Annotated in this window: 14 protein-coding genes and 1 pseudogene; 8 read left to right on the top strand and 7 right to left on the bottom strand. The window is 37.3% G+C overall.

The genetic code is table 11. From position 1 onward, the window contains the following. The first annotated feature begins 736 nt into the window (after positions 1-736). The 3 genes and pseudogenes from SAGCYANO_RS22230 to SAGCYANO_RS22220 all read left to right on the top strand — a co-directional run. Positions 737-1,588, top strand: a complete 852-nt coding sequence (locus SAGCYANO_RS22230; RefSeq protein ID WP_202222156.1) for an EI24 domain-containing protein — start codon at positions 737-739, stop codon at positions 1,586-1,588. Positions 1,589-1,842: 254 nt separating this feature from the next. After that, positions 1,843-2,805 carry an RNA-guided endonuclease InsQ/TnpB family protein gene (locus SAGCYANO_RS22225; RefSeq protein ID WP_375339973.1) on the top strand — a complete coding sequence of 321 codons (963 nt, stop codon included), beginning with the start codon at positions 1,843-1,845 and terminating at the stop codon, positions 2,803-2,805. Further along, positions 2,804-3,193: pseudogene (locus tag SAGCYANO_RS22220) on the top strand (RNA-guided endonuclease TnpB family protein); the annotation flags it as partial. The gene SAGCYANO_RS22225 and the pseudogene SAGCYANO_RS22220, both read left to right, overlap by 2 nt. 44 nt (positions 3,194-3,237) lie before the next feature. Here the strand turns inward: SAGCYANO_RS22220 and SAGCYANO_RS22215 are convergent. Both SAGCYANO_RS22215 and SAGCYANO_RS22210 read right to left on the bottom strand, forming a co-directional pair. Then, complete coding sequence (locus SAGCYANO_RS22215) at positions 3,238-3,570, bottom strand: hypothetical protein (RefSeq protein ID WP_202222068.1); 333 nt, start codon at positions 3,568-3,570, stop codon at positions 3,238-3,240. A gap of 662 nt (positions 3,571-4,232) precedes the next feature. Beyond that, on the bottom strand, positions 4,233-5,192 hold the full coding sequence (locus SAGCYANO_RS22210; RefSeq protein ID WP_202222067.1) for an orange carotenoid-binding protein: 960 nt from the start codon (positions 5,190-5,192) through the stop codon (positions 4,233-4,235). A 222-nt stretch (positions 5,193-5,414) separates the two neighbouring features. On the opposite strand from SAGCYANO_RS22210, the gene sodN reads away from it, so the two are divergent. Then, positions 5,415-5,873, top strand: coding sequence for a superoxide dismutase, Ni (gene sodN, locus SAGCYANO_RS22205; RefSeq protein WP_202222066.1), 459 nt, complete (start codon positions 5,415-5,417; stop codon positions 5,871-5,873). Positions 5,874-5,905: 32 nt separating this feature from the next. Beyond that, a complete protein-coding gene (gene sodX / locus SAGCYANO_RS22200) occupies positions 5,906-6,250 on the top strand; it encodes a nickel-type superoxide dismutase maturation protease (protein ID WP_202222065.1) in 345 nt (114 codons plus the stop codon). 1,123 nt (positions 6,251-7,373) lie between these two features. On the opposite strand, the gene SAGCYANO_RS22195 is transcribed toward sodX, so the two are convergent. Together SAGCYANO_RS22195 and SAGCYANO_RS22190 are read right to left on the bottom strand one after the other, a co-directional pair. Further along, positions 7,374-9,341 (bottom strand): ATP-binding protein, encoded by a 1,968-nt coding sequence (locus SAGCYANO_RS22195; protein WP_237396507.1) that lies wholly within the window; start codon positions 9,339-9,341, stop codon positions 7,374-7,376. A gap of 1,977 nt (positions 9,342-11,318) precedes the next feature. Next, on the bottom strand, positions 11,319-12,278 hold the full coding sequence (locus tag SAGCYANO_RS22190) for a cyanophycinase (RefSeq protein ID WP_237396506.1): 960 nt from the start codon (positions 12,276-12,278) through the stop codon (positions 11,319-11,321). Positions 12,279-12,852: 574 nt separating this feature from the next. On the opposite strand from SAGCYANO_RS22190, the gene phnC reads away from it, so the two are divergent. Beyond that, positions 12,853-13,647: a phosphonate ABC transporter ATP-binding protein gene (gene phnC, locus SAGCYANO_RS22185; protein WP_202222062.1), complete on the top strand. Its 795-nt coding sequence runs from the start codon at positions 12,853-12,855 to the stop codon at positions 13,645-13,647. Positions 13,648-14,224: 577 nt separating this feature from the next. Further along, positions 14,225-15,067 carry a phosphonate ABC transporter, permease protein PhnE gene (phnE, locus tag SAGCYANO_RS22180; protein WP_202222061.1) on the top strand — a complete coding sequence of 281 codons (843 nt, stop codon included), beginning with the start codon at positions 14,225-14,227 and terminating at the stop codon, positions 15,065-15,067. A 250-nt stretch (positions 15,068-15,317) separates the two neighbouring features. Here the strand turns inward: phnE and SAGCYANO_RS22175 are convergent, their stop codons facing one another. Further along, entirely contained in the window at positions 15,318-19,883 is a 4,566-nt protein-coding gene (locus SAGCYANO_RS22175) for a HEAT repeat domain-containing protein (protein ID WP_202222060.1), read from the bottom strand. Positions 19,884-20,490: 607 nt separating this feature from the next. Between SAGCYANO_RS22175 and SAGCYANO_RS22170 the strand changes: the two genes are divergently transcribed. Beyond that, entirely contained in the window at positions 20,491-22,155 is a 1,665-nt protein-coding gene (locus tag SAGCYANO_RS22170; RefSeq protein ID WP_202222059.1) for a DUF3352 domain-containing protein, read from the top strand. Positions 22,156-22,413: 258 nt separating this feature from the next. Here SAGCYANO_RS22170 and SAGCYANO_RS22165 read toward each other — a convergent pair whose 3' ends face one another. Both SAGCYANO_RS22165 and SAGCYANO_RS22160 read right to left on the bottom strand, forming a co-directional pair. Beyond that, positions 22,414-22,827: an IS200/IS605 family accessory protein TnpB-related protein gene (locus tag SAGCYANO_RS22165; protein WP_202222058.1), complete on the bottom strand. Its 414-nt coding sequence runs from the start codon at positions 22,825-22,827 to the stop codon at positions 22,414-22,416. After that, a complete protein-coding gene (locus SAGCYANO_RS22160; protein WP_202222057.1) occupies positions 22,790-23,587 on the bottom strand; it encodes a transposase in 798 nt (265 codons plus the stop codon). Before SAGCYANO_RS22160 ends, SAGCYANO_RS22165 begins: the two co-directional genes overlap by 38 nt. Positions 23,588-23,680 lie beyond the last annotated feature (93 nt).

The following is a 23,680-nucleotide window of genomic DNA, read 5'->3' as shown; positions in this document are numbered from 1 at the left end:
TTGCTATAGAGTAGGGATTTTTCCTCTACAAAAAATCTGAATCTCCACTCACTCATTAAACAACTGTTTGTCAAATAAATATTAAACCATGTATGGTGCGAAGTGTGTTATGCCAATTTAAGGTGTTGCTGATTCTGGGTATGATTTGATGATTTTGGATTTGGGATTTGGGATTTGGGATTTTGGATGGTTTGAACTACTTGTTAATATTAACTGTTCCCTGTTCCCAGTTAAATGTTCCCTCCATACCTATAACCCACATTCCGCACTTCAAGAGCGTAACATGAAAATTAGTATAAAATCCTGAGGTTGCTTAAGTATTTATACTATATAAATTATCTTCATTTACCTTGATCGGGAGTCAAATTCTCAGATTACTTATGCCAGCATAAATACTTACTGAATCGTTGATTCCCATTGACCACTATAATTTACTTCTTACTTCTTACTTCTTACTTCTTACTTTTGACTTTTGACTTTTGACTTTTGACTTTTGACTTCTTACTTTTGACTTATATTTTTATGCTACATTTTGTGGTGCGGAATGTGGGCTATAAACCTACTTTCATACCTTAATTCAGCAATGCCAAATGTTTGTTAAAAATGGTAGGGACGTTGTATGCAACGTCTCTACGGAATAAGGAAGAAGCAAGAAGGAAAAGGGGATAAATATTGAAAAAAATGGAAAAACTATTTGGTATAACTACTCTCAATTAATTCATGGTAAAACAAAAAAATTAAGTCAATATTATCTATATTTGTATCTATATTTGAGGCTCCTATCGGATTATTAGCAGGGGCAACTTACCATCTTCGTGCTTTAATAATATTTGTCAAAAATCCAAAGTTAATAGGTTATATAGTTGTTCCAATTTTGATTAATATCGTGGTAGGTATTCTCCTTTATATTAGTTTACTCCTACCAGGAATTGATTTAATTAATACTATTTTTAATAACTTATCTTTAAGCTTTGATGCTTTTATTGCTCAATTACCAAAATGGTTACACTTCTTAAGTTATATAGATAATATTTTAGATAAACTTGTACAATTCATTCTATTCGTAATATTATTGCTAATAATTGGATTTTTGTTAGTACAATTTGGAACTATTCTAGGTTCACCTTTTTATGGTCAACTTTCTGAACAATTAGAAAAAATTAGAACTGGTACATTGCCTGAAGCACCGCCAGGCTTATTAGGCTCTCTCAGAGATATTTGGCGAGCCATCCTTTTTGAGCTAAAAAAAATTGGATTACTGTTAGTAATAGGTTTGCCGATGTTGCTACTCAACTTTTTGCCTGGAGGCTCTTTAATAGCAACTATTGGTGGTATAACTTTAACAACTTCCATTGTTTGTCTTGACTTTTTTGATGGATTTTTGGAGAGAAGAAAATTAAAATTTCGAGAGAAGTTAAAAGTAGTGCGTCGTAGTTTACCAGCAAGTGCCACTTTTGGGTTAATTTGTCAAGCTTTAATTACCATTCCCATAGTTAACTTCTTAGGTATTCCACTATGTGTTGCAGCAGGGACTTTATTTTGTTGCGATCGCGTCTTACCGAATTTACTGCCAGATAATCAAGTTTGAAGAAGGTTTTAGGTTCAATTTTTATCCTTTGATTCAACTATTCAAAAATTGTAGACCTAAAACCCAAAGAAGCGTAATAATTATAATCCTGAAAAAAAAGGGCTTATCTAGATGAAACAGAAGTTCATTTCATCTCAACGTTGGTTGGAGACCCGCGCTCTCCCCTAGGGGAGCGTCGTCCGCGAAAACCAATCAATCTTGCGGTTTTACAGACAGTATGTTAAAGTTTAAATCTTTAGTAAGTAAACACATAGATGGTTGAAAAAGCGTATAAATTTAGGTTTTACCCAACTTCAGAACAGGAAAATCTGTTGCGGAGAACCTTGGGATGTGTACGCCTGATCTACAACAAAGCTTTAGCTGCCAGAACTCAAGCTTGGTATGAAAGACAAGAACGGGTAGGATATGCCCAAACTTCAGCTATGCTTACCAACTGGAAAAAGCAGGAAGAGTTAAAATTTTTAACAGAAGTAAGCTGTGTCCCATTACAGCAAGGCTTAAGACATCTACAAACTGCTTTTACTAATTTTTTTAGTAAACGTGCTAGATATCCTAATTTCAAGAAAAAGCGGAATGGTGGTAGTGCTGAGTTCACAAAGTCTGCATTTAAGTGGAAAGATGGTCAAGTCTATTTAGCTAAGTGTGCTGACCCATTAGCTATTAGATGGAGTAGGCAATTACCACCAGGTTGTGTACCTAGTACAATCACAGTCAAACTTGACCCCAGTAGTAGATGGTCTTTGTGTTTGAGAATTAATGACACCAGAGATTTAAAACTCAAGCCAACTAAGAAACAAGTAGGCATTGACTTAGGGATTACTAACCTATTAACTACAAGTGATGGAGAAACATTTGCTAATCCTAAGAATATAAACAAATTACACAAAAAACTTAGATTAGCGGGGAAGTCTCTAAAGAGAAAAACGAAGGGATCTAATAACTATCAAAAAGCCAGACTAAAATTAGCCAGGATACACGCAAAAATTAAAGACTCAAGACTTGATTACACCCATAAGCTAACTACTCAACTGATTAGAGAAAATCAAACTATTGTGGTTGAGGATTTAGCAGTAAAGAGTATGGTGAAAAAGCGGTGCGACCCCGCGACGACGCCAGTCGCAAGCGGTCGGACCCCGCGACGACGCCAGTCGCAAGGGAACGCCGACCAAGAGAGGGAACGCCGACCAAGAGAGGGAACGCGCACCAAGAGACCATAAGTTAGCCAAGGCAATAAGTGATGCCAACTGGTCCGAGTTACTCAGGCAGTTAGAATACAAGGCTGAATGGTATGGGCGCGAATTAATTAAGATTGATAGATACTTTCCTAGTTCCAAACGTTGTTCTAATTGCGGTCATGTAGTGGATAAATTACCTTTAAATATCAGAGAGTGGGATTGTCCAGAGTGTGCAGCTCACCATGACAGGGACATAAACGCAAGTATCAATATTTTGGCTGCGGGACTCGCAGTGTCAGTCTGTGGAGCGACCGTAAGACCTTCTGGGAGCAAGTCTCCGAAGGCGGGTGCTATGTTAGCGCAGCTCCTCCGGAGGAGGAAACAGAAAGCCCCTAGCAGTGATGTTAAGGAATCCCGCGCTGTCTCGTAGAGCAGCGTTGGGAGGATGTCAATTAGATTCTAGTTCAAACAATACTAGATCATCCGAGTCATAGCAGATACTTTTGTAATCTTTTCTTTATCCAAGCCTTCGAGTTCTCCAAGCTTTAACCATCCCTCTTTTACTAAGCCAGCCAGAGCAAAAATCACAGTTGCATTTCTAGAGTCATACTTACCATCTAGATCGTATCTTCTGGCACTGAGGAAATCATGTAGATACCATAAATCATTAAATTCTTGAATACCACTTGCTTGTTGACGCACTGTTGTGACTAAAGCATTGATTTCTCGTTCCTTAGCTTTAGATAAAGCTGTTTGGGCAATCTTTTCTTCTGCTATGGACCACTGAGTATCAGTAAGTTGCATCATCTTTCTTATTTCTTAAAAATCTATGTGTGATTATGATTTTTTATGTAGTTGCTAATCATAGCATATATAATTTAATTCAGTAGCTAGGTAAAATAAAATTTATATTAATTTACAAACCACATTCTGCACTTCAATTTGTAAAATGAAAATCAGTATAAAATCTGTAGCTTGCTTCAGTATTTATACTATATAAATTATCTTCATTTACCGAAAAATTGTGGGCATTAGCCTCCCCCTTTTAAGGGGATAAAAAAAAGAATATTCGCCAAGGTCAAGCCTCTTGCTTTTCGTTTGTCATGCTGCGCAAACAGCTAGATGTACTGATAACTGATAACTGATAACTGAAATGACCTCGATCCGGAGTCAAATTCTCAGTTAAATATTAAGCATAAATACTTGCTGAATCTTTGACTCCTATTGACCACTATAATTTTCTTCTTACTTCTTACTTCTTACTTTTGACTTCTTACTTTTAACTTTTAACTTATGTTTTGTCGTGCGGAATGTAGGTGACAAGGCGATTTTATTAAGTCCTATAAAAAAAAAGAGTGTTCTGTTTAAGGACACTCTTTAAAATTTATTTGTATCTTAATTTTCCTGGAGTTAAATATCTTTGCTAAAATTAGCTCCAACTACTATAATTACTGATTACCTATCTCTTTCTACCGGGCCAAATTCAACAACTCCTTAGCAGAGGCCAACAAGTCGATCGCCACAAAGAAAATTTTACCTTCAGCATTAAGCAAAAATCTCCAAGCAATATTCATACCCACACCAGCTCCAAACCAAGGAGTTTGGCATTTACCAGTAACCTTAATCTGAGTAAAACCATCCTCAACAGGTTCAGAAATTCCTTGCTCTGGGATTAACTTGAGGTTCTGACATTCTTCTTGGAAGAATCGCAAAATGGCATCTTTGCCCACAATTGGTCTACGGAAAGGAGGTTGTAGTCCACCATCCGGAGTGAATAACTCAATCAATGCATTAAAATCATTGGCATTCAAGTTATTCATGTAATTCAAGATAGTAGGATTATCAACACCTTGAATCGTAACTTTACTTCGCTCTGCCATATTCTGTGGAGCAACAACTGGCTCAGAAACTCGGGTATAGTTGCCCAAATTTTTAACATCAAAACCCATATCAATCACAGAATTTCTCAAAACAGTGATTTGCTGACCAGAATCTAATCCTTGAATAGTGCCCAAAACCGCTGAAGCATTAGCAGAAAGCTGATAACCTTCTGGTATAGGAGCAACAAGTCCCTGATTCATCCATTCTCCAAGTTGATACCAAAAGCCCAACTTAATGTTTGGAGTCCAAGTAGCGTAGGTACGACAGATTGGAGTATCGGCGCGGTTAGCCAAGTCACACATTACTTGGGTTTGCTCCTGAAAGCTCATTTGCTTAATTTCATTCATAGTTATTTCTGCCAGCTGCATATTGGCAGCTCCAGGAGCAGCAATTGTGATAGTTTTACCCATTTCCAGGTAGGCGAACCAAATGAGAGCTAGTTGGTCTTCTGCACTTAGCTGACTGAAGCGAGCAATGGTTGCTGGCACTGCGTCAGCAGATAAGGTACTGGGAAAGATATTACGAGCTGTATCAATTGAAAATGGCATAGGTTTATCTTAATAAAGGAATCAAAAATTCAAAATCAGAAATACCCACACTTTTCATTTTAAATGGGGTGGGTGGGGATTATCGGAAATTTAGAAATACCCACACTTTTGATTTAAACTAGGGTAGGTGGAAATTATTAGGAAAATCCTTCCTTGTGAACCACTATTTCATCGTAACATTACTTTACATTTTTCATACAGATAGGAATATCTTAGAAAACTATGCTCAACAGAATTGCTAATCAGATTAGAAAGTCCTTCCCAGCACCAGAAGTTAGCGCTCACTGCGATGGCCCTTGCGGTGTTTATGACCCTGCTTCTGCTCGCATTTATGCTGAAGCAGTATTGTCTATGACTAAGAAAATTCTAGATCTTGACCCAAAAGCAGGAGACCATAAGACTGCTAATACTCTTTCTCGCTATATTGCTATTAAGGAAGAGCAAGCTCAGAAGACTAAGGAAGATTTACTGATTCTCTGGACTGATTATTTTAAGCCTGTACATTTAGAAAAGTATCCAGACCTCCACGATACTTTTTGGAAGGCTGCTAAACTTTGTTCTGCTTGTAAAGTGGAAGTTAGTTTGGAGCACGCTACTGAGTTACTAGCTGCTGTGGAGAAAATCCACAATATTTTCTGGGCCACTAAGGAAAGAGAAGTAACCTGGTACAAGGCTAGCTAAATTTTTTTAATTTCAGGTGGTAGGCAAAAATATTGATACAAACAAGCGACAATAAAGAGTTATTGTTATGGTTGTTTAGATTGCGTCAACGCTTTTGTGTTACAGGGTTTTCTATGTTTCCCTTACTCAAACCAGGGGAGGATATTCTTGTTGACACTAAAGCCTACCGCCGCTGTTTACCTGAAATAGATGATTTGGTGGTGGCTAAACATCCCCATCGCCCAGATTTAAAAATAATTAAGCGGGTTGCCTTTGTTGATGAAAATGGCGACTGCTTTTTGGTAGGAGAAAATAGGGAAGAAAGTAGCGATAGTCGTTCTTTCGGTTTTGTCAGTTCGCAACAGATAATTGGTAGAGTTACTAGCAAATTTCCTTAGAAAAGAAAGTCAAAAGTCAAAAGTCAAAAGTCAAAAGTATTTTCAAGTCAAAAGTCAAAAGTCAAAAGTTAAAAGTATTTTCAAGTCAAAAGTCAAAAATAAAAAGTCAAGTATTATATCAAATCCGTTGGCTAAAGCCAAAAATTAAAAGTCAAAATTCAAAATTCAAGAGTCAAAAGTTATATCAAAATCTGTTGGCTACTGTTGCCAAGAAAAAGTTATAGTCATTTAACTTTAGATTGAGACAAAGCTTTCTTGCTCTGAGGAAGTTTCAGACGAAAAAATGTCTCATTTTTAAGTTAAACAACTATAAAAGTCAAAATTCAAAATTCAAGAGTCAAAAGTTATATCAAATCTGTTGGCTACTGTTCCCGAGAAATCGAAGTAATATAATCAAGTTAAAAGTCATACAATGCGTAAGGATATTTTACCAGGGAACAACGACGTTAACGCCACTACTGTGGTTTAGCGAAATGAAAACCGCTGTATAGAAGTCGGGAATTTAAACCCAAGCTTTTAGTGTGCTGAAATGCTGATAGCTATTCAATAATGGATAATTGATAATTGATAATTGATAATTACCTCTCCCTAAAAACGGATAGGATTGAATAAAAGGAAAAAATTTATTTTTTCTCCTTGAAAGGGAGGCTTTAAACCTGAATTATTTAATTATTTAATTATTAATTCTTCGGTAAATAGGGCTTGCTGATTAAATCTAAAAGCAGTGACATATAAAGATTTTAGCTTTTTTGGGGTTTAAAAAAGTACCTGGTTTTCAGTCTAAAACCCACATTCCGCACGTCAATTTGTAACATTAAAAGTAGTATTAAATTTCTATTATTGGTAAATGTTTATACTGTATAAATTACTTCTCAAAAGTCAAATTTTCAGTTAAATACTAAGCATAAATACTTGCTGAATTATTGACTCCTATTGACCACTATAATTTACTTCTTAACTTCTTACTTCTTACTTCTTACTTCTTAATTTCTTACTTTTAACTTTTGACTTTTGACTTCTTAATTTCTTACTTTTGACTTTTGACTTTTGACTTTTGACTTACTTTTAACTTCCCCCTAACGGCACTAGACTTCAGAAGTTCCGATCGCTTCTATTGCTATTTTTAATAACGAATGATGTGAATATCTTTTAAAAGAATTAATAACGCTTCATCCAACTTAGCTTCCAAATCTTGATTTTGAATATCTACAATTATTTGATAGAGAAGTTCAAAAGTAATACGTTCATCTTTGATCAAAACAACATATTCGCCATTATCTGTATTTTTAAACTTATCTAATTCTGCCATACTTTTTTCACCACTAACTTGATACCCCCTAGCATCTCGATATAGATAAAACTTGAGGTGAGAATTTCTTGCTACTAATTCATTCCAGTTAGTCATCCGAGAAAAAAAGGCGTTACCTCCTTCATATAAAAAACCTATAGCATAGCCTTGAGTTTCTGTTTGAATAAGCAGGTGGTCTGGAATTTTTTTCGGTCTATCAAAGGCGAGAAAATCTAACTTGAGAGATGGTTGAATTATTTTCAAAGATTCAAAAATTTTCTCCAATTTTCCTCGGTCATCACTACTTGTAATAATTTGAGACTCACTATATTCTTCTTCTATTTGCTGATATTTTTGATTCAGGTAATCTCCGATGATTTTATTTGTATCAGCTTGAGTCTCCTGATGAATATATTTTTGATTATTTTGCTCAATTTTTGTTTCTAGATTAGATTCAATATTCAGTTTTTCAGCTATCTTCAGAACAAGTTCTTTAATCTGCTTAATATCTGAGACAAAATTTTGTAAATTGGAATTATTCTGTAGTTCAATATAACTATTTGTCTCTACTTTCAGATAATCTGGCAGTGGAATATTATGAATTTTATAATTATAGAAATCTGCAGCAGAATTAATAATTGAGCGGATAGAATTTTTACTTAATATCTTCTCAATTTCTTGTGGTTCAAAAAGTTGATCAATCGGTAGATTAATAGACTTAGATTTTTCATTAAGAATTGTTATTAGCTGTTCTTCAGATGGCTTATTCAAGAATACTTGACATTGAGAAATTCTATCTACAATAGAATCATCAAACTCTTGTTTAAACTGTTCCCATCGGTCGGGGAATAAATTTAGGATAATCAAGCTATTAGGAATATGAGTAAAAATTTCTTTAATTGCTTCTCCAAAACTGTGCAAAAGATTCTGATTATATTCCCTACCTAAACCTTCTAATTGGTCAAAAACAATAATCAAAGGTTCGTCTAAAAGTGATAAATAACCCAATACTTTTAACGCTTCTAGAGATACTTCCTCCCGATTGATACTTTTATTCCAAGATGCTATTTTAACTTTATCTAATAATTTTTGAGGTACATCATTCATTGCTAACCATTCTCGAATGATGCGACGATAATCTATAGCTCTATACCCGCAAAACTTGATAATTCCTTTGAATATTTCTGGTGCATATCCTGCCGTTGAATAATTTGTACTCCACCACAGATTAGCTCGATTTTCTATATGTTCCCAAAACTCTCGTTTTCCTTGCGTATCTGATGATAAAAAAGAGAGTAATTCCAGGTTTCCATTTTTGACTAACTCTATAACTGTATGGTCTTTTTTACTTTCTTTTTTTGGGTACAAATCTGGATTTTCTATAATAATTTCTTGAAAAATTTTGGCACAACTATTAGCAATCAAATATTCTAATTGAGTATAGTTAATTTTTGGAATACACCTAATAAGTGATTCAAGTATACGACTATAAATATGATAAATAATAGCATCTGGATTATTAGGCTGACGGATAAATAAAAGTCGGTTAGTTTTTAATCTACTATTTGCTAGTCGCATCATTAGGTGAGTTTTGCCAAACCCTGGTTCCCCTACAACAACAACCCCTTTACTTTGATGATTAATATCTTGCTTAATATCTTTGAGAGTAGATTGTATTCTATTAAATTCTTGACTAAAAACATTATCTGCATCGCTATGTGTCTGAAAAGGATGATCGACTCGACTACTTCCAAATGGATTTTTCCTTTTTTGTAGTTGGGATTGAAAATGTAGCTCGATCATAGGCACTTATAAGCAAAGTTTTGATAATCTAAATTATTATATCTTCTTTTGATACTCAAAAGAAATATTTTGGGCTAAATATTAAGACTTCTCATAAATCTATCAGAAGTTAGAAAAAAGAGGCATAGAACTTACGCATTTATCAGTCAATGCTTTGATATTTAATCAGCAAACCCTATTTACTCATGTAGAAGCGATGTAGCTACCGCACTTGCCCTGCCAACACTATATTAACTTTTCAATCCAATTATCATCCTGTGAAGCTCCAAAAAAAACGGGAAGGTATTTCTCCCTTGCATTCCCCAAAAAATCGTGATAGTATTTTATTATTGGGTGCAACACGCCCCTACGCATGACTTTTTCTTCAACCAAAAAACAGCATATCGCCACTGAATATATATAGAAGGGATACTCAGACCATCAAAGCACCAGAAAAGTTATCATCCTGTGAAGCACTTTAGTAAAGAAGTGGCGACACCGAAAATTTTTCACCCCATCAGCCAGACAAGGATTTGGTCACGGATACAGGGATGATTAATCTGCATCTTGTGAAGCTCCAAAAAAAGCGGCAAGGTATTTCCCCTGGCATCCCCAAAAAGCGAGTGTGTAATTCCGAGGTCTCCTCGGAATGAAAGACACACTCAAGACAAATCGTGATAGTATTTTATTATTGGGTGCAACACGCCCCTATGCATGACTTTTTATTCAACCAAAAAACAGCATATCGTCACTGAATACATATAGAAGGGAGACTCACACCATCAAAGCATCAGAAAAATCATCATCCTGTGAAGCACTAAAAAAATAAATAGAAGCGATCGCTATATTAACTTTTCAATCCAATTATCATCCTGTGAAGCTCCAAAAAACGGCAAGGTATTTCCCCCTTGCATTCCCAAAAAAATCGTGATAGTATGTAATCATTGGGTGCAACACGCCCCTACGCATGACTTTTTATTCAACCAAAAAACAGCATATCGCCACTGAATATATATAGAAGGGATACTCAGACCATCAAAGCACCAGAAAAATTATCATCCTGTGAAGCACTTTAGTAAAGAAGTGGCGACACCGAAAATTTTTCACCCCATCAGCCAGACAAGGATTTGGTCACGGATACAGGGATGATTAATCTGCATCTTGTGAAGCTCCAAAAAAGCGGCAAGGTATTTCCCCTGGCATCGGCAAAAAAATCGTGATAGTATTTTATTATTGGCAGTCGTTCGCCCCTACGCATGATTTTTTATTCAACCCAAAAACAGCATATCGTCACTGAATACATATAGAAGAGATGCTCACCCCATCGAAAGTATCGATATTTACTCATGTAGAAGCGATGTAGCTACCGCTAGGCTCCGCCAACGCGATATCAACTTTTCAATCCAATTACCATCCTGTGAAGCTCCAAAAAAAACGGCAAGGATTTTCCCCAGGCATCGGCAAAAAAAATATGATAGTATTTTATTATTGGGTGCAACACGCCCCTAAGCATGACTTTTTATTCAACCCAAAAACAGCATATCGTCACTGAATACATATAGAAGGGATACTCACACCATCAAAGCATCAGAAAAATCATCATCCTGTGAAGCACTAAAAAAATAAATAGAAGCGATCGCTATATTCACTTTTCAATCAAATTATCATCCTGTGAAGCTCAAAAAAACGGCAAGGTCTTTCCCCTTGCATCCCCAAAAAAATCGTGGTAGTATTTTGTTATTGGGTGTTACTCGCCCCTGCGCATGACTTTTTATTCAACCCAAGAACAGCATTTCGGCACTGAATATGAATATATATAGAACCTCTGATCGTATCTTTGTCGGCGATTCAGTTTTTTTGTCAGTCCTCAGGAGTCAAGAGGTAGAGGGAAGGTATCAGAGAAAAAGGTTGAAAAATACTCCCCATCTCCCCATCTCTTTTCCAGAAATGATCAATTGTTCCTCCCTTTTCCCTACTCCCTACTCCCTACTCCCTCTTCTAATAAGGACTAGAATCAAGTTCTCCATTCTCGACACTAACTTGATAATCAGCAGTTGATGGTCTATGATTCAAATCAAAAGTTTCACCATTTCCTTTTTTCCAGATTTTGAACCCACTAAAAGTTAATGGAGTTTGAGGGTTACATTCCTCTGGAAAATGGTCTCCCAAGACAAAATAAACAAACCCATTTCCAACTACTTCAGCTAAACCACTTTTATCAACAATTAACGAAGTATCCTCATCAATACCAATACCTAAAGCAGTATCAGATATTCCATCTCTGAGTAAACGAGCAACAAACGTCATTAACCTACCCATGCGATCGCGCTCATGGAAGTGAGTATCTATAATAGTTCCCTGAAAATTTTGCCTGTAAAACAAACCTTCGTCAAGAGAAATATCTTCATAAGGGTCATTTAGTGCAGTTTTACTGGTTACCGTCTCAGAACAAGCATTAAAGACAAAATGACTTTGAATCATTGCACCAGCACTGGTACCGCCTACTGCCCCATCTTTGGCAATAACAGAATTAACAACTTTATCCACTGCTGTATTTCGATAATTCCGCAGGTATTGACACTGGTCGCCACCTGCAAAAAAAATTACTTCGGCATTCTCAATTTGGTTTATTATATTCCGTTTTTGAGCATCTTTTCGGTCGGAAATTATCAGAGTTTCCACTGAGTCCACCCCATCCATAGCTAGAATTGGTTGATTATAGGCGTCGCTACCTGAGTCACGAATGACAATCACATCTACTTTCTCAGTACAAGAATTGCATCCTCGGACTTGATTAATCATCCACTGAATTGCAGAGTCTATATCAAGGCCACCACCACCAAAATTATAAGCTGGGCCACTGTACATTAAACTTAGATTAATAGAATTTTCTAAATAACTGTCGCTTTTTGCCTGGGTAGGAAAAATCAATACAATGGTAATTATTAAACAGAACATTACTATGACTTTAAGTAATTTTCTGGATAGGGAAGTTAGCAACAAAAACAAATAAGAGAAAGAAATAAACTTCATAGATTTAGATAATTGTCCGAATGGTATTTTATGTCAATTAAATAATAGAATAAATTAGACATAGAATTGGAAATTACAATTATATAGCAGTCGCCACTATAGTTAGGACATTGGGTAATTATGATGATTCATAACGCGAGCAAGATGCTCGCACTAATTGTCAAACACCAACCAGGCGGTTGCTATAGATTTTTTTGTGTCTTTTTTCAGCAATTTTCTTCCTTGTTGCCTACTTTTGCAAAAAGTCTATTCTTTTCTTTTTTGGATATGTCTATTAGACATCTGGTAAAAATAAAAAATAAAATCAATTATCGTACATAAATTATCAATTACTCCCCTCCTGGGAGGGAGGGGCTAGGGTGGGTTCCCTATTCCCTATTCACTATTCCCTCTTTTGGGTGAGATGTCTATTGATTTATGGTTTTTTTACTGAAAGATAACCTAAAATTAACCTAAAAGCTCTAATATATATTAGTTTTGCTAATAATTTATAATATAAATGTCTAAAAACAGCGCTATAGAAGTTAAGAATCTTGATAAAAATTTTAAAGGAAAACCTGCTTTGCAGCAAGTTAATATCTGTGTTGAAGCAGGAGAAATGGTGGGTTTAGTTGGTGCTTCTGGTTCGGGAAAATCTACTTTACTACGACTGATAAATGGTTTAGAGCAAGGAGATAAAGGTACCGTTTACATATATGGTACAGCTTTACAAACAGATGGCGTTTTTCACTCGCACATTAGAAAATTACGTTGCCAAATAGGTTGCATTTTTCAGCAATTTAATTTGGTCAAACGACTAACAGTAATAGACAATGTTTTAGTGGGAAATTTGGGGCAAATGTCTCTTGTCAATTCCGCACTACGTCTATTTACAAAAGAGCAAAAAATACAGGCACTTGCTGCATTGGAAAGAGTAGGAATTTTAGAACAAGCTTATAAAAAAGCAGCCCAACTTTCTGGAGGACAACAACAAAGGGTAGCGATCGCTCGTTGTTTAGTACAGGGAGCTAAAATTATTCTAGCAGATGAACCTATAGCTTCCCTAGACCCGGAGTCTGCTCGGAAGATAATGGAATTATTGTGCGAACTCAACCGAGAAAATAATATTACTGTTGTTAGTTCTCTACATCAAGTTCAAATGGTACGTCGGTATTTTGAACGTACTATTGCTCTGAGAAATGGAGAAGTTGTATTTGACAATCCAACAGTTAATCTTAGCGATCGTAGACTTGACGAACTTTATGGTGCAGCGGCAGAAGAACTAATATTGAAAGGTCATGGAGAATTAGTATAGTTAATTTATCAAATATTCAAGGCTGTGAAAATAAGTCAAAAGTCAAAAGTCAAAAGTCAAAAGTAAGAATTTTTAAGTCAAAAGCCATTTGAAGTCAAAAGTAAGAATTAAGAATTAAGAAGTAAGAAGTTAAAAGGGAGAAAGTTTTTTATCACTAATTATCCGAATATTATATTATATCAGGTCTCATTAATTAGCCATAATAAATTAGCTATCTTTAGTCATCTTGAGATGACTTCTGCTTTGAGCCAAGAAATAAATTTCTTGGCGGATGATATGGTTCCCCAAGATGACATGGTTCGCCAAGTTCGCCAAGGATTGAGGCGTTGCTGAATTGAAGTATGAATGTGCGATTGTTTCGTTCTGGTAAAGCCCCCTAAATCCCCCAATTTTGGGGGACTTTTAGAGTTTTATTCCCCCCAATTTTGGGGGGCTAGGGGGGCAAAATTATACTCATAATCAGCAACGCCAGGATTGAAATCCTTGGCTAATAGTTTAAGTCATCTTAAGATGACTAAATAAAAAAATAATTCAGAATTTATAATTGAATTTTATGTGTAGAAAGATATAAATAAAAATGAACAAAATAACTAATAATTTTCACTCTATCGACCGAACTATTATCGCTACTCCAGCAGTTATAGAAATGTTAGCCCAAGAAAAGAAACGAGTTACTAATACTCGCATAATGTTTGTATTGGGTGCTTTAATTATTCTAGTTTTTTCTGCTCTACAAAGTGAAATAAACTTTTTAAATTTATTCCAAAAAAGCGGTAATATGGTTGAGTATATTCAATCATATTTTCCCCCTGATTTTTCCGATTGGAAAATTTATTTAGAAGACACAATAATTACTATTTCAATGGGTCTTTGGGGAACTATTTTAGCAGCAATTTTCGCCGTTCCATTTTCCATTTTGGCATCAGAAAATATGTGTCCAATTTGGATTGTACAACCTATACGTCGAATTTTAGACGCCATGCGAGCAATTAATGAAGTGGTATTTGCTCTAATATTTGTAGTAGCTGTTGGTTTAGGTCCCTTTGCTGGTGTTTTAGCTTTATTTGTACATACAGCAGGTACTTTAGGAAAACTTTTTTCAGAAGCAGTGGAGTCAATTGAACCTGGTCCCGTTGAAGGTATTCGTGCTACAGGTGCTAGTAAAATTCAGGAAATTATCTTTGGAGTAATTCCTCAAGTAATGCCATTATGGACTTCCTTCGTCTTGTATCGTTTTGAATCAAATGTTCGTTCTGCTTCTGTATTAGGAATAGTAGGTGCAGGAGGTATAGGAGTATCTCTTTATCAAAGTTTTGGTTCATTTTTGTATCAAAAAGTTTGTGCAATTTTAATTATTTTAATATTGGCAACTTCAATAATAGATTTATTATCAGCAAAATTAAGAAATTGGCTAGTGTAAATAACAACGAAGGAGTCAGGTCGTAGGGGCGGGTTCCGCTCGTAGGGGCGGGTTCCACCCTAACTGGGTAAACCCGCCCCCGCCCCAATAATAACGCACCAAATTCACTGTGTCACTCCAGTAGGTTAGGTGAAGCGATCACCCAACCCAAGCATAACTGAAACTTTTGGAACGCATTATATCATTGGGGGCGGGTTTATCTGATCTGGTGGTCAACCTTGTTAACTTAACGCGGAACCCGCCCCTACTACTAACTAAATTTTGCTTCTCCTTCTAGCTTTTCAATAAAGATTTGATTCATATTCTTATTATTAACATCTCGGCCAGCAGCGATACCTCTCTCTACTGTTATCACATTACTAATATTCTCCCGAACTTCTGACTTAACCTCTTCCCACCCACCATCCGGTAAACCTTTACCCCCACACAATAACGCTACCGGAAAATCTTCTGTTTGGGAAAAGTCAAAAATAGGAGTTTGTTTTTCCCCTAATTGTCGAGCGCTTTCAGGAACAGTTTTTCCGACATAATTCATTAAATTGGAAACAGTGACAAATTTATCTCCTGGTTTATTGCCACCACCATGTAATGCTTCCAGAAAATGGTCTGTGTAGATACTCATTTTTCCATCGGAGCGTATCCATGATGACTCCTCTCCTGTGGATGAGGTGAATACTGCTCGCCCTGTTCCTTTTCTTAATTCATCTATTAAGTTTTTCGGGAGGGCGGTTTGACTGAAGTTTTCCGGTAATTCTAGTTCCTCTGTTTCTTTAGCAGTTGCCATTCCTTGGGCGTGACAACTATCTATAATTACTAATAGTTTTTGGGCGGATATTTGCTGGAGGGCGTTGTTAAAGTCTGTTGCTGGTAATGCTGTTTTTTGTAGTCTTACCGGACTGGTGTCGTGGGGGATTAAATAATAGTTTTGGGTTGATTTATCTAGCCAACCATGACCGGAATAATAGACTAATATTGTTGCTTCTGGGTCGTTTTTTGCTTGTTGTTGGAGCCAGTTTAAATTGTCTAAAATGTTTTGTTTTGTTGCTTGTTCATTGCAGAGGAAGCGGAGATAATTTTCATTGTCAATGTAACCACATAAGTCAGGTTTTATGAGGAATGATTTGATGGCTTGAACGTCTTTGACTGTGACGGGAAGTGACCAGTTGGGGTATTTGCAGTTGCCGACTCCTATTAGTAGGGCGTAGTTGTGAGAAAGTGTTTTAGACATGGGTATTTTGGGGGTTTGTTTGTAGTATTGAAAGCGTTGTTGGATGGTTTGAATGGTTTCGATGGTTTGAGACAGCATTAGCTTATGAAAAACTTTTTGCCTAATAAAACTATCATTTTGTAGTTTTTTTGTTAACTCAACAATTGTGTTTTTGGAACCTATTTTACCCAGAGCATTTGCTGCACTACTACGCACAGAAGAGTCTGAGTCTTCTAGGAGTGGAATTAATTCCTCAATTGCTTTTTCCGAACCTATTTTACCCAGAGCATTTGCTGCACTACTACGCACAGAAGAGTCTGAGTCTTCTAGGAGTGGAATTAATTCCTCAATTGCTTTTTCCGAACCTATTTTACCCAGAGCTTCTGCTGCTTTCTCCACCACATATTTGTTTGAGTCTTTTAGGAGTGAAATTAATTCCTCAATTGCTTTTTCCGAACCTATTTTACCCAGAGCTTCTGCTGCATTCCTACGCACATCAGGGTCTGAGTCTTCTAGGAGTGGAATTAATTCCTCAATTGCTTTTTCCGAACCTATTTTACCCAGAGCTTCTGCTGCATTCCTACGCACATCAGGGTCTGAGTCTTCTAGGAGTGGAATTAATCCCTCAATTGCTTTTTCCGAACCTATTATACCCAGAGCATTTGCTGCTCTCTTACGCACAGAAAAGTCTGAGTCTTTTAGGAGTGGAATTAATCCCTCAATTGCAGTTTCCGAACCTATTATACCCAGAGCATATGCTGCATTCCTACGCACAGAAAAGTCTGAGTCTTTTAGGAGTGGAATTAATCCCTCAATTGCAGTTTCCGAACCTATTATACCCAGAGCATATGCTGCATTCCTACGCACAGAAAAGTCTGAGTCTTTTAGGAGTGGAATTAATTCCTCAATTGCTTTTTCCGAACCTATTATACCCAGAGCATATGCTGCATTCCTACGCACAGAAAAGTCTGAGTCTTTTAGGAGTGGAATTAATTCCTCAATTGCAGTTTCCGAACCTATTTTACCCAGAGCTTCTGCTGCACTACTATGCACAAAATAGTCTGAGTCTTCTAGGACTGGAATTAATCTCTCAATTTCTTTTCGGACAATGTCTTCTATGGGTGGAATTAATCCCTCAATTGCAGTTTCTGAACCTATTTTACCTAGATCTTCTGCTGCATTCCTACGCGCATATTCTTTACCTATTTTACCCAGAACATCTGTTGCACTCATACATAAACTAGAGTCTGAGTCTTTTAGGAGTGGAATTAATTCCTCAATTGCAGTTTCCGAACCTATTATACCCAGAGCATATGCTGCATTCCTACGCACATATTTATCTGAGTCTTTTAGGAGTGGAATTAATTCCTCAATTGCAGTTTCCGAACCTATTTTACCCAGAGCTTCTGCTGCATTCCTACCCATGTCCCAGTCTGAGTCTTCTAGGAGTGGAATTAATCTCTCAATTGCAGTTTTTGAACCTATTTTACCCAGAGCATCTACTGCACTCCAACGCACAGAAGAGTCTGAGTCTTCTAGGAGTAGAATTAATCTCTCAATTGCAGTTTTTGAACCTATTTTATCCAGAGCATCTGCTGCATTCCTACGCACCTCAGAGTCTGAGTCTTCTAAGAGTGGAATTAATCCCTCAATTGCAGTTTCCGAACCTATTTTACCCAGAGCATCTGCTGTTCTCCCACGCACATAAAAGTCTGAGTCTTCTAGAGATTTAACCAACCCTGGAATAGCAACATCTGACTTCGTTAACCCTGCCAACTCAACCTTTACCAACCCAGGCAACTCCAACCCCTCAACCTCCACAAACACCCGCTCCTGAAACCTCCCTTGCACCTCTCCCACCAACCTCGCACCCAAAAACCAATCAACCTCCAACGCCAACCTTACCACCCGCACTGCCAACTCCTCATCCTCCACCAACCCCAACATCAACCCCACAACTTCCGTCCACTTCAAATAATTCAAATAATCCCACTGCAACTCATAGTCACTCAAACCAGACAACTGCCACAACAACCTTTCCGCCGCATAATACTCCTGCAACAATTGATGACGAAACGAAATCTGACCATCATCTCCCACCTGAATCAAATGATGCTCCAATAAATCCTCCAACCAACGCATCGCACAGTCAGTCGGAGCTACCACCTCCCCTCGCAAAAACTCCGTCAATACCGCCTCAGCTTTTGGGCGAGAAATAGCAACCATAATCTCAGTTTTCGACACCCCATTCGTCATCACCCACGCCAACTCCTGCAATAACCTATCCCACCAACGTCGAGAACTTTCATCAACGGGAACATCTTGCTTGAGGCGACCACTATAAGTCTGAGTAAAACTCCGAAACACCAACCCCAGATTAGCAGGTATTACCTTGTGATAGCCAAACACCGAACACAACATCAACAAAAACATCGGAGTTTCCCCCAACTCCCGCAACCTCCCCTGCAACTGCTGCCATAAATTTTCACCATGCTCCGGCAAATAAGCACAGATAAATTCCTGCATTTGAGATTCAGTCAGAGGCTGCATTTCCAACTTTTTCTCAATCCCCAAATCTCCCCCCAGACTCAAATATCGCGTGGTAAACACCATAGCAGTTTTGGGGTAGTCTTGCCGAAACATTCTTAAGAGTTGTCGTGCCGCTTCCGATGCCATCTCGTTAAACCCATCGAAGAGCAGCAAAAATTCACCTTGACGGAGCAAAGTTTCTAGAGTTGCTGTATCTATATTTATGGTGGGGTGGTGTTTGTGGATAAAAGCTTGAATTCTGGAAAGTATGGAAGATTGACTGTAGCGGAGTTCGATGAGGATGGGAATTTTGGGTTTATCCCCCCCAACCCCCCTTTCTAAGGGGGGAGTTTCTCCTGTTTCCCCTGTTCCCAAAGAAGTTTCTGTTGTTTGTCCTTCATCCTTACTCTCAAAGGCAGGAGTTTCTCTTGTTTCCCCCCTTCTCAAGGGGGGACTAAGGGGGGATCTCAATTTCTCTGCCTCGGAAATAGAAGAACTATCAATTTGTGTGTTTGCTGTTGCGGAAGTATCCGGTTTTCGATCCCCCCCAACCCCCCTTTCTAAGGGGGGAGTTTCTCCTGTTTCCCCTGTTTCCAAAGGAGTTTCTGTTGTTTGTCCTTCATCCTTACTCTCAAAGGCAGGAGTTTCTCTTGTTTCCCCCCTTTCCAAGGGGGGACTAAGGGGGGATATCAATTTTTCTGCTTCTTCTAACAGGGAAGTTTCTCTTATTTCCGCCCTTTCCAAGGGGGGACTAAGGGGGGATATCAACTTTGTTGCCTCCTCCAACAACAATCTGGCCAAAGCAGTAGATTTTCCCGACCCCGGCCGCCCCACCAACAACACATGATTTGGAGCATATTTGCGCAAACCCTCCAAAACCGTCAACCGTTCAATTTTCTCTTCTTGTATTTCCCTCTGTTTTTCTTCCGCAACAGTTTGTACCATCAAACCTAAATCCAACAGTGGGGAAATATTTTGTTGCTGCTGAAGAGACTTTTTTCCCCTCACATCTGTCAGAGTATAAACCTTCCACCAGTTGGTATAGTCCCGACAAATTGATTCTAGATAGGGAGTCCACATAAAGTCAAAATTCAAAATTCAAAAGTCAAAAGTATTTTAAGTTAGAAGTTAGAAGTCAAAAGTCAAAAGTATTTTAAGTCAAAAGTCAGAAGTTATAGTTAGAAACTTTGACAATAGATATAGGGTTTGCTCAGTTACGCTACCGCTAATACACCCTACCAATAGCGTTTATGGATAAGTCGTGATATAATTCTAAATTTATGGCAAATTATATCCTTAAATATCTATATATAATACCATTTGAAATTATATCTATATACCTATTGCCAATTCCGGCGTTGCTGAATTGAAGTATAAATGTGCGATTGTTTGGTTCTGGTAAAGCCCCCTAAATCCCCCAATGCGTGGGGGACTTTTAGAGTTTTATTCCCCTGTTTGGTTCTGGTAAAGCCCCCTAAATTCCCCAATGCGTGGGGGACTTTTAGAGTTTTATTCCCCCCAATTTTGGGGGGCTAGGGGGGCAAAATCATATCAAGCCCCCTAAATCCACCAATTTTGGGCACTTTTAGAGTTTTATTCCCCCCAATTTTGGGGGGCTAGGGGGGCAAAATCATACCCAGAATCAGCAACGCCCCTATTCCCTATTCCCTATTTCCTATTTTAAAAAATGAAAAAACAAGATAAAACCTTACCCTTAACCCTACTAGGGGCAACCGTATTAATGATTATTGGTAGTGTCGCTGGCTACATTATAATAGCTTCCAAAGACACAGCAGATAATTTGCCAGTGGGTGCTGAGGTTGTGCCCAAAGATGCAATGATGACTATTTCTGTTTCCAGTAACCCTAGTCAATGGGAAAAACTACAACAGTTTGGCACTCCAGAATCTCAAACTGCATTTAAAAATCTATTGGGGCAATTGCGCGATCGCTTCCTCACGACTTATGGTTATAACTATCAACGAGATATTCAACCTTGGGTAGGAGAGGAAATAATGATTGCTTTATTGCGCAAGCAAACTCTAGAAGCAGCTAACTCTAGTACTCCCGACTCTCCTCCTCCACCTCCAGCTCAACAAGCAACTGTGGTAGTATTACCCATCGCCAACCCAGTTAAGGCCAAACAAATTTTAGACCAACCACGCTCTCTGGAAAAAGGTAAATTAGTTAAACGTACTTATAGAGGTATTGAAATTACAGAAACGGAAGGAGTTCCTAACCAAGATATTTCTGCTGCAGCATTGGGAAATCAGTATTTAGTAATTACGGACTCCCAGACTTCAATAAATCAGGCGATCGATATTTATAAAGGAGACGAGTCTCTGGCAAAAGTTCCTGGTTATACAGCAGCGGTCGAGAAATTGGAAACCGCTTCACCTTTTGCCTTTGTATATGTGAATATTCCTGTTGCTGCTGCTTATACTTCTAGTAAGTCTATTACTCCTGTTTCTGAGGAAAATCTCAAACAACTTGAGGATAACCAGGGAGTCGCAGCTAGTATAAATGTAGTTCCTGAAGGTATAAATTTAAAGGCTATTTCTTGGCTAAAACCTAATAGTCAGAAAAAGTTTACCGTGGAAAACAGAGCTATGGAAATGTTAAATCGAATTCCAGGAAATGCTTTGATGATGGTATCTGGCAGTAATTTACAGAAAATGTGGTCTGATTATGTCAAAAATGCAGCAGCTAACCCAGTAGCTCCTATTAACCCAGATACATTGCGTAAAGCTGTGAAGAATACAACTAATATGAATTTAGATGAAGATTTTCTCAAATGGATGGCAGGAGAATATTCTTTGTCTTTGTTGCCTATCCCTAAAAGTAAGGATGAGTTAAACAAATTTGCTGCGGGGTTTGTCTTTATGGTTAAAGCAAGCGATCGCCGTGCTGCGGAAGAGTCACTGAAAAAGTTAGATGAGGCAATGAAAAACCAAGAATTTCAAGTAGGTGAAGCTGTTGCTAGTGGAGAATCTGTGGTTAAGTGGACTTCGCCATTTGGTGGTTTTACCGTAATTCGTGGTTGGTTGAATGGGAATGTGGCATTCTTTACATTAGGAGGGTCTGTGGAGAATCAAATTTTACCTGCGCCAACAACTTCTATGGCTGAAAGTGCAGTGTTACAAAAAAGTATACCACCAGAGTCAGAATCTTTTAACGGTAATTTTTTCCTTGATATTAGTGGCAGTTTCAACCCTCAAAATCTTTCTATTCCGCAACTACCTCCAAATCAAAAAGTTTGGATAGATGGTATGGAGTCTATTGGAGTTACATCTATTGTTAGTAGTAATCGTACTACTCAGTATGATGTATTTGTGAAATTGAAAAAACAGTAGCTTTCTAAGTCAAAAGTCAAAACTAAAAAGTCAAAAGCTATGTGAAGTCAAAAGTTAAATGAAAAATCATATAGTTGATAAAAATATAGGTAAATATGACATATTCTTATTTTGCAGGTGTTACCCTGACTGGGTGAACTACAACACCACGCCAGTTGCTTCAAGTCGGGGAACCCGCCCAACGCACTGGCTTCTCTATCCCATAGTCAAAGACAAAAGGGAGCTGCTTTTCTCATAATGTTTAGAGAACCGTTGACATCAGCATTGATTAATCTTTTGCTGGCGGTACAATACAAACCTCTTTGTCTTGATGCAGTCGCTCATGGGGGAAACCCCCAAGACCGCGCTGCATCGCTTTACTCTTTTTCCTGAAAAGGTGACATGATTTTTCTGACCTTTCTTGTACACAGGAAGAAAATCATTATCTATAAAACTCGCTTTTGAGGTGTAAGATTCTTCTGTAATTATTACATCTATGCCTGCCATCTTGGCTTTATAAGATAACATTTCTATTAACTTGTTATAGGGAACAGATACAAAATTTTGATTATTTCTTTTCCCTAGATTTATCTTCTGCTTCCAGTCTTCATTATGCCCTATTATCAATGTCCCTATTTTCTCTTTAATTAGAGTATTAATAATTAAACGGGATGCAATACGCAAGATAGTCATTGATTTTAAATTCTCTTTTATTACAAAGCTTTTTTAGTCTGAGGCTTGATTGATTTTCCCGGAGTTGAGATTGTAGAAAGCTCTTGAATTTATTATAGTATTGATTGATAGATTTTAACGGTCTGCCATTTATCAAGAGTGGTTTGATTCCAGCTTGATTAAAAGTTAATGTAGCTAAATTGTTTAATCCAATATCAATACTGGCACAACGATTTTTTTCTAACTCGTATTGTTTTTCCGTAGCTTCATAAATCACCTCAATTACATAATGATTAAGTTTAGGAACGAGACGAACTTGTTTAATTTGTGAAGCAGATACTAAAGTTTTTAGATAAATCCCAGTTTTACTCAGATGAATAATTTCTTGTTTTAATTGTCTCTTGCTGATGGCTTGTGTTGTATAAACTACAATATTTCTTCCCGCTACTTTATTTTTATATCCAGGAATACGAGGACGAGATTTAAACTTTGATGTGTTATGTTTATAAACTTCGTTTGCTGCTAAAAAGCTTTTCCAGTTTTTCTCTAAAATCATCAAGATTTGTTGAGATACTTTAGCTGGCATTGCTTGATAATCTGGTTGGGTAGAAAGTATTTTTTGCAGGTCATAATAGGATAGATTTGTATTTTCAAATATAAAAGACTGACGAACTAAATAATTAGCATAGTTATAGAGATTTTTAGACAAGAAACACAGCTGGTCAATTTCAGCATAAAACAGATGATTTTTCTGAATAATATGTCTCTCAACTAATATCATAAATCTAAGGAGTTAAAATTACTAAAGGCTCGGAGCATTTATTCATTTTTTTGAGTCTTGAATTCTCAGCTAATTTCATTATACCATTAAACA

It is taken from the genome of Okeania sp. KiyG1, assembly GCF_014132355.1.
In the GTDB taxonomy this organism is placed as follows: Bacteria; Cyanobacteriota; Cyanobacteriia; order Cyanobacteriales; family Microcoleaceae; genus Okeania.
This window is presented reverse-complemented; position numbering and strand designations above follow the sequence as displayed.

Bases quoted from the DNA above. Each gene is read 5' to 3' on its own strand.
- SAGCYANO_RS22175 (WP_202222060.1), bottom strand. From the start codon at position 19,883: ATGTGGACTCCCTATCTAGAATCAATTTGTCGGGACTATACCAACTGG.
- phnC (WP_202222062.1), top strand. From the start codon at position 12,853: ATGTCTAAAAACAGCGCTATAGAAGTTAAGAATCTTGATAAAAATTTT.
- sodN (WP_202222066.1), top strand. From the start codon at position 5,415: ATGCTCAACAGAATTGCTAATCAGATTAGAAAGTCCTTCCCAGCACCA.
- SAGCYANO_RS22210 (WP_202222067.1), bottom strand. From the start codon at position 5,192: ATGCCATTTTCAATTGATACAGCTCGTAATATCTTTCCCAGTACCTTA.
- SAGCYANO_RS22160 (WP_202222057.1), bottom strand. From the start codon at position 23,587: ATGATATTAGTTGAGAGACATATTATTCAGAAAAATCATCTGTTTTAT.
- SAGCYANO_RS22170 (WP_202222059.1), top strand. From the start codon at position 20,491: ATGAAAAAACAAGATAAAACCTTACCCTTAACCCTACTAGGGGCAACC.
- phnE (WP_202222061.1), top strand. From the start codon at position 14,225: ATGAACAAAATAACTAATAATTTTCACTCTATCGACCGAACTATTATC.
- SAGCYANO_RS22225 (WP_375339973.1), top strand. From the start codon at position 1,843: ATGGTTGAAAAAGCGTATAAATTTAGGTTTTACCCAACTTCAGAACAG.
- SAGCYANO_RS22190 (WP_237396506.1), bottom strand. From the start codon at position 12,278: ATGTTCTGTTTAATAATTACCATTGTATTGATTTTTCCTACCCAGGCA.
- SAGCYANO_RS22215 (WP_202222068.1), bottom strand. From the start codon at position 3,570: ATGATGCAACTTACTGATACTCAGTGGTCCATAGCAGAAGAAAAGATT.
- SAGCYANO_RS22195 (WP_237396507.1), bottom strand. From the start codon at position 9,341: ATGATCGAGCTACATTTTCAATCCCAACTACAAAAAAGGAAAAATCCA.
- SAGCYANO_RS22165 (WP_202222058.1), bottom strand. From the start codon at position 22,827: ATGACTATCTTGCGTATTGCATCCCGTTTAATTATTAATACTCTAATT.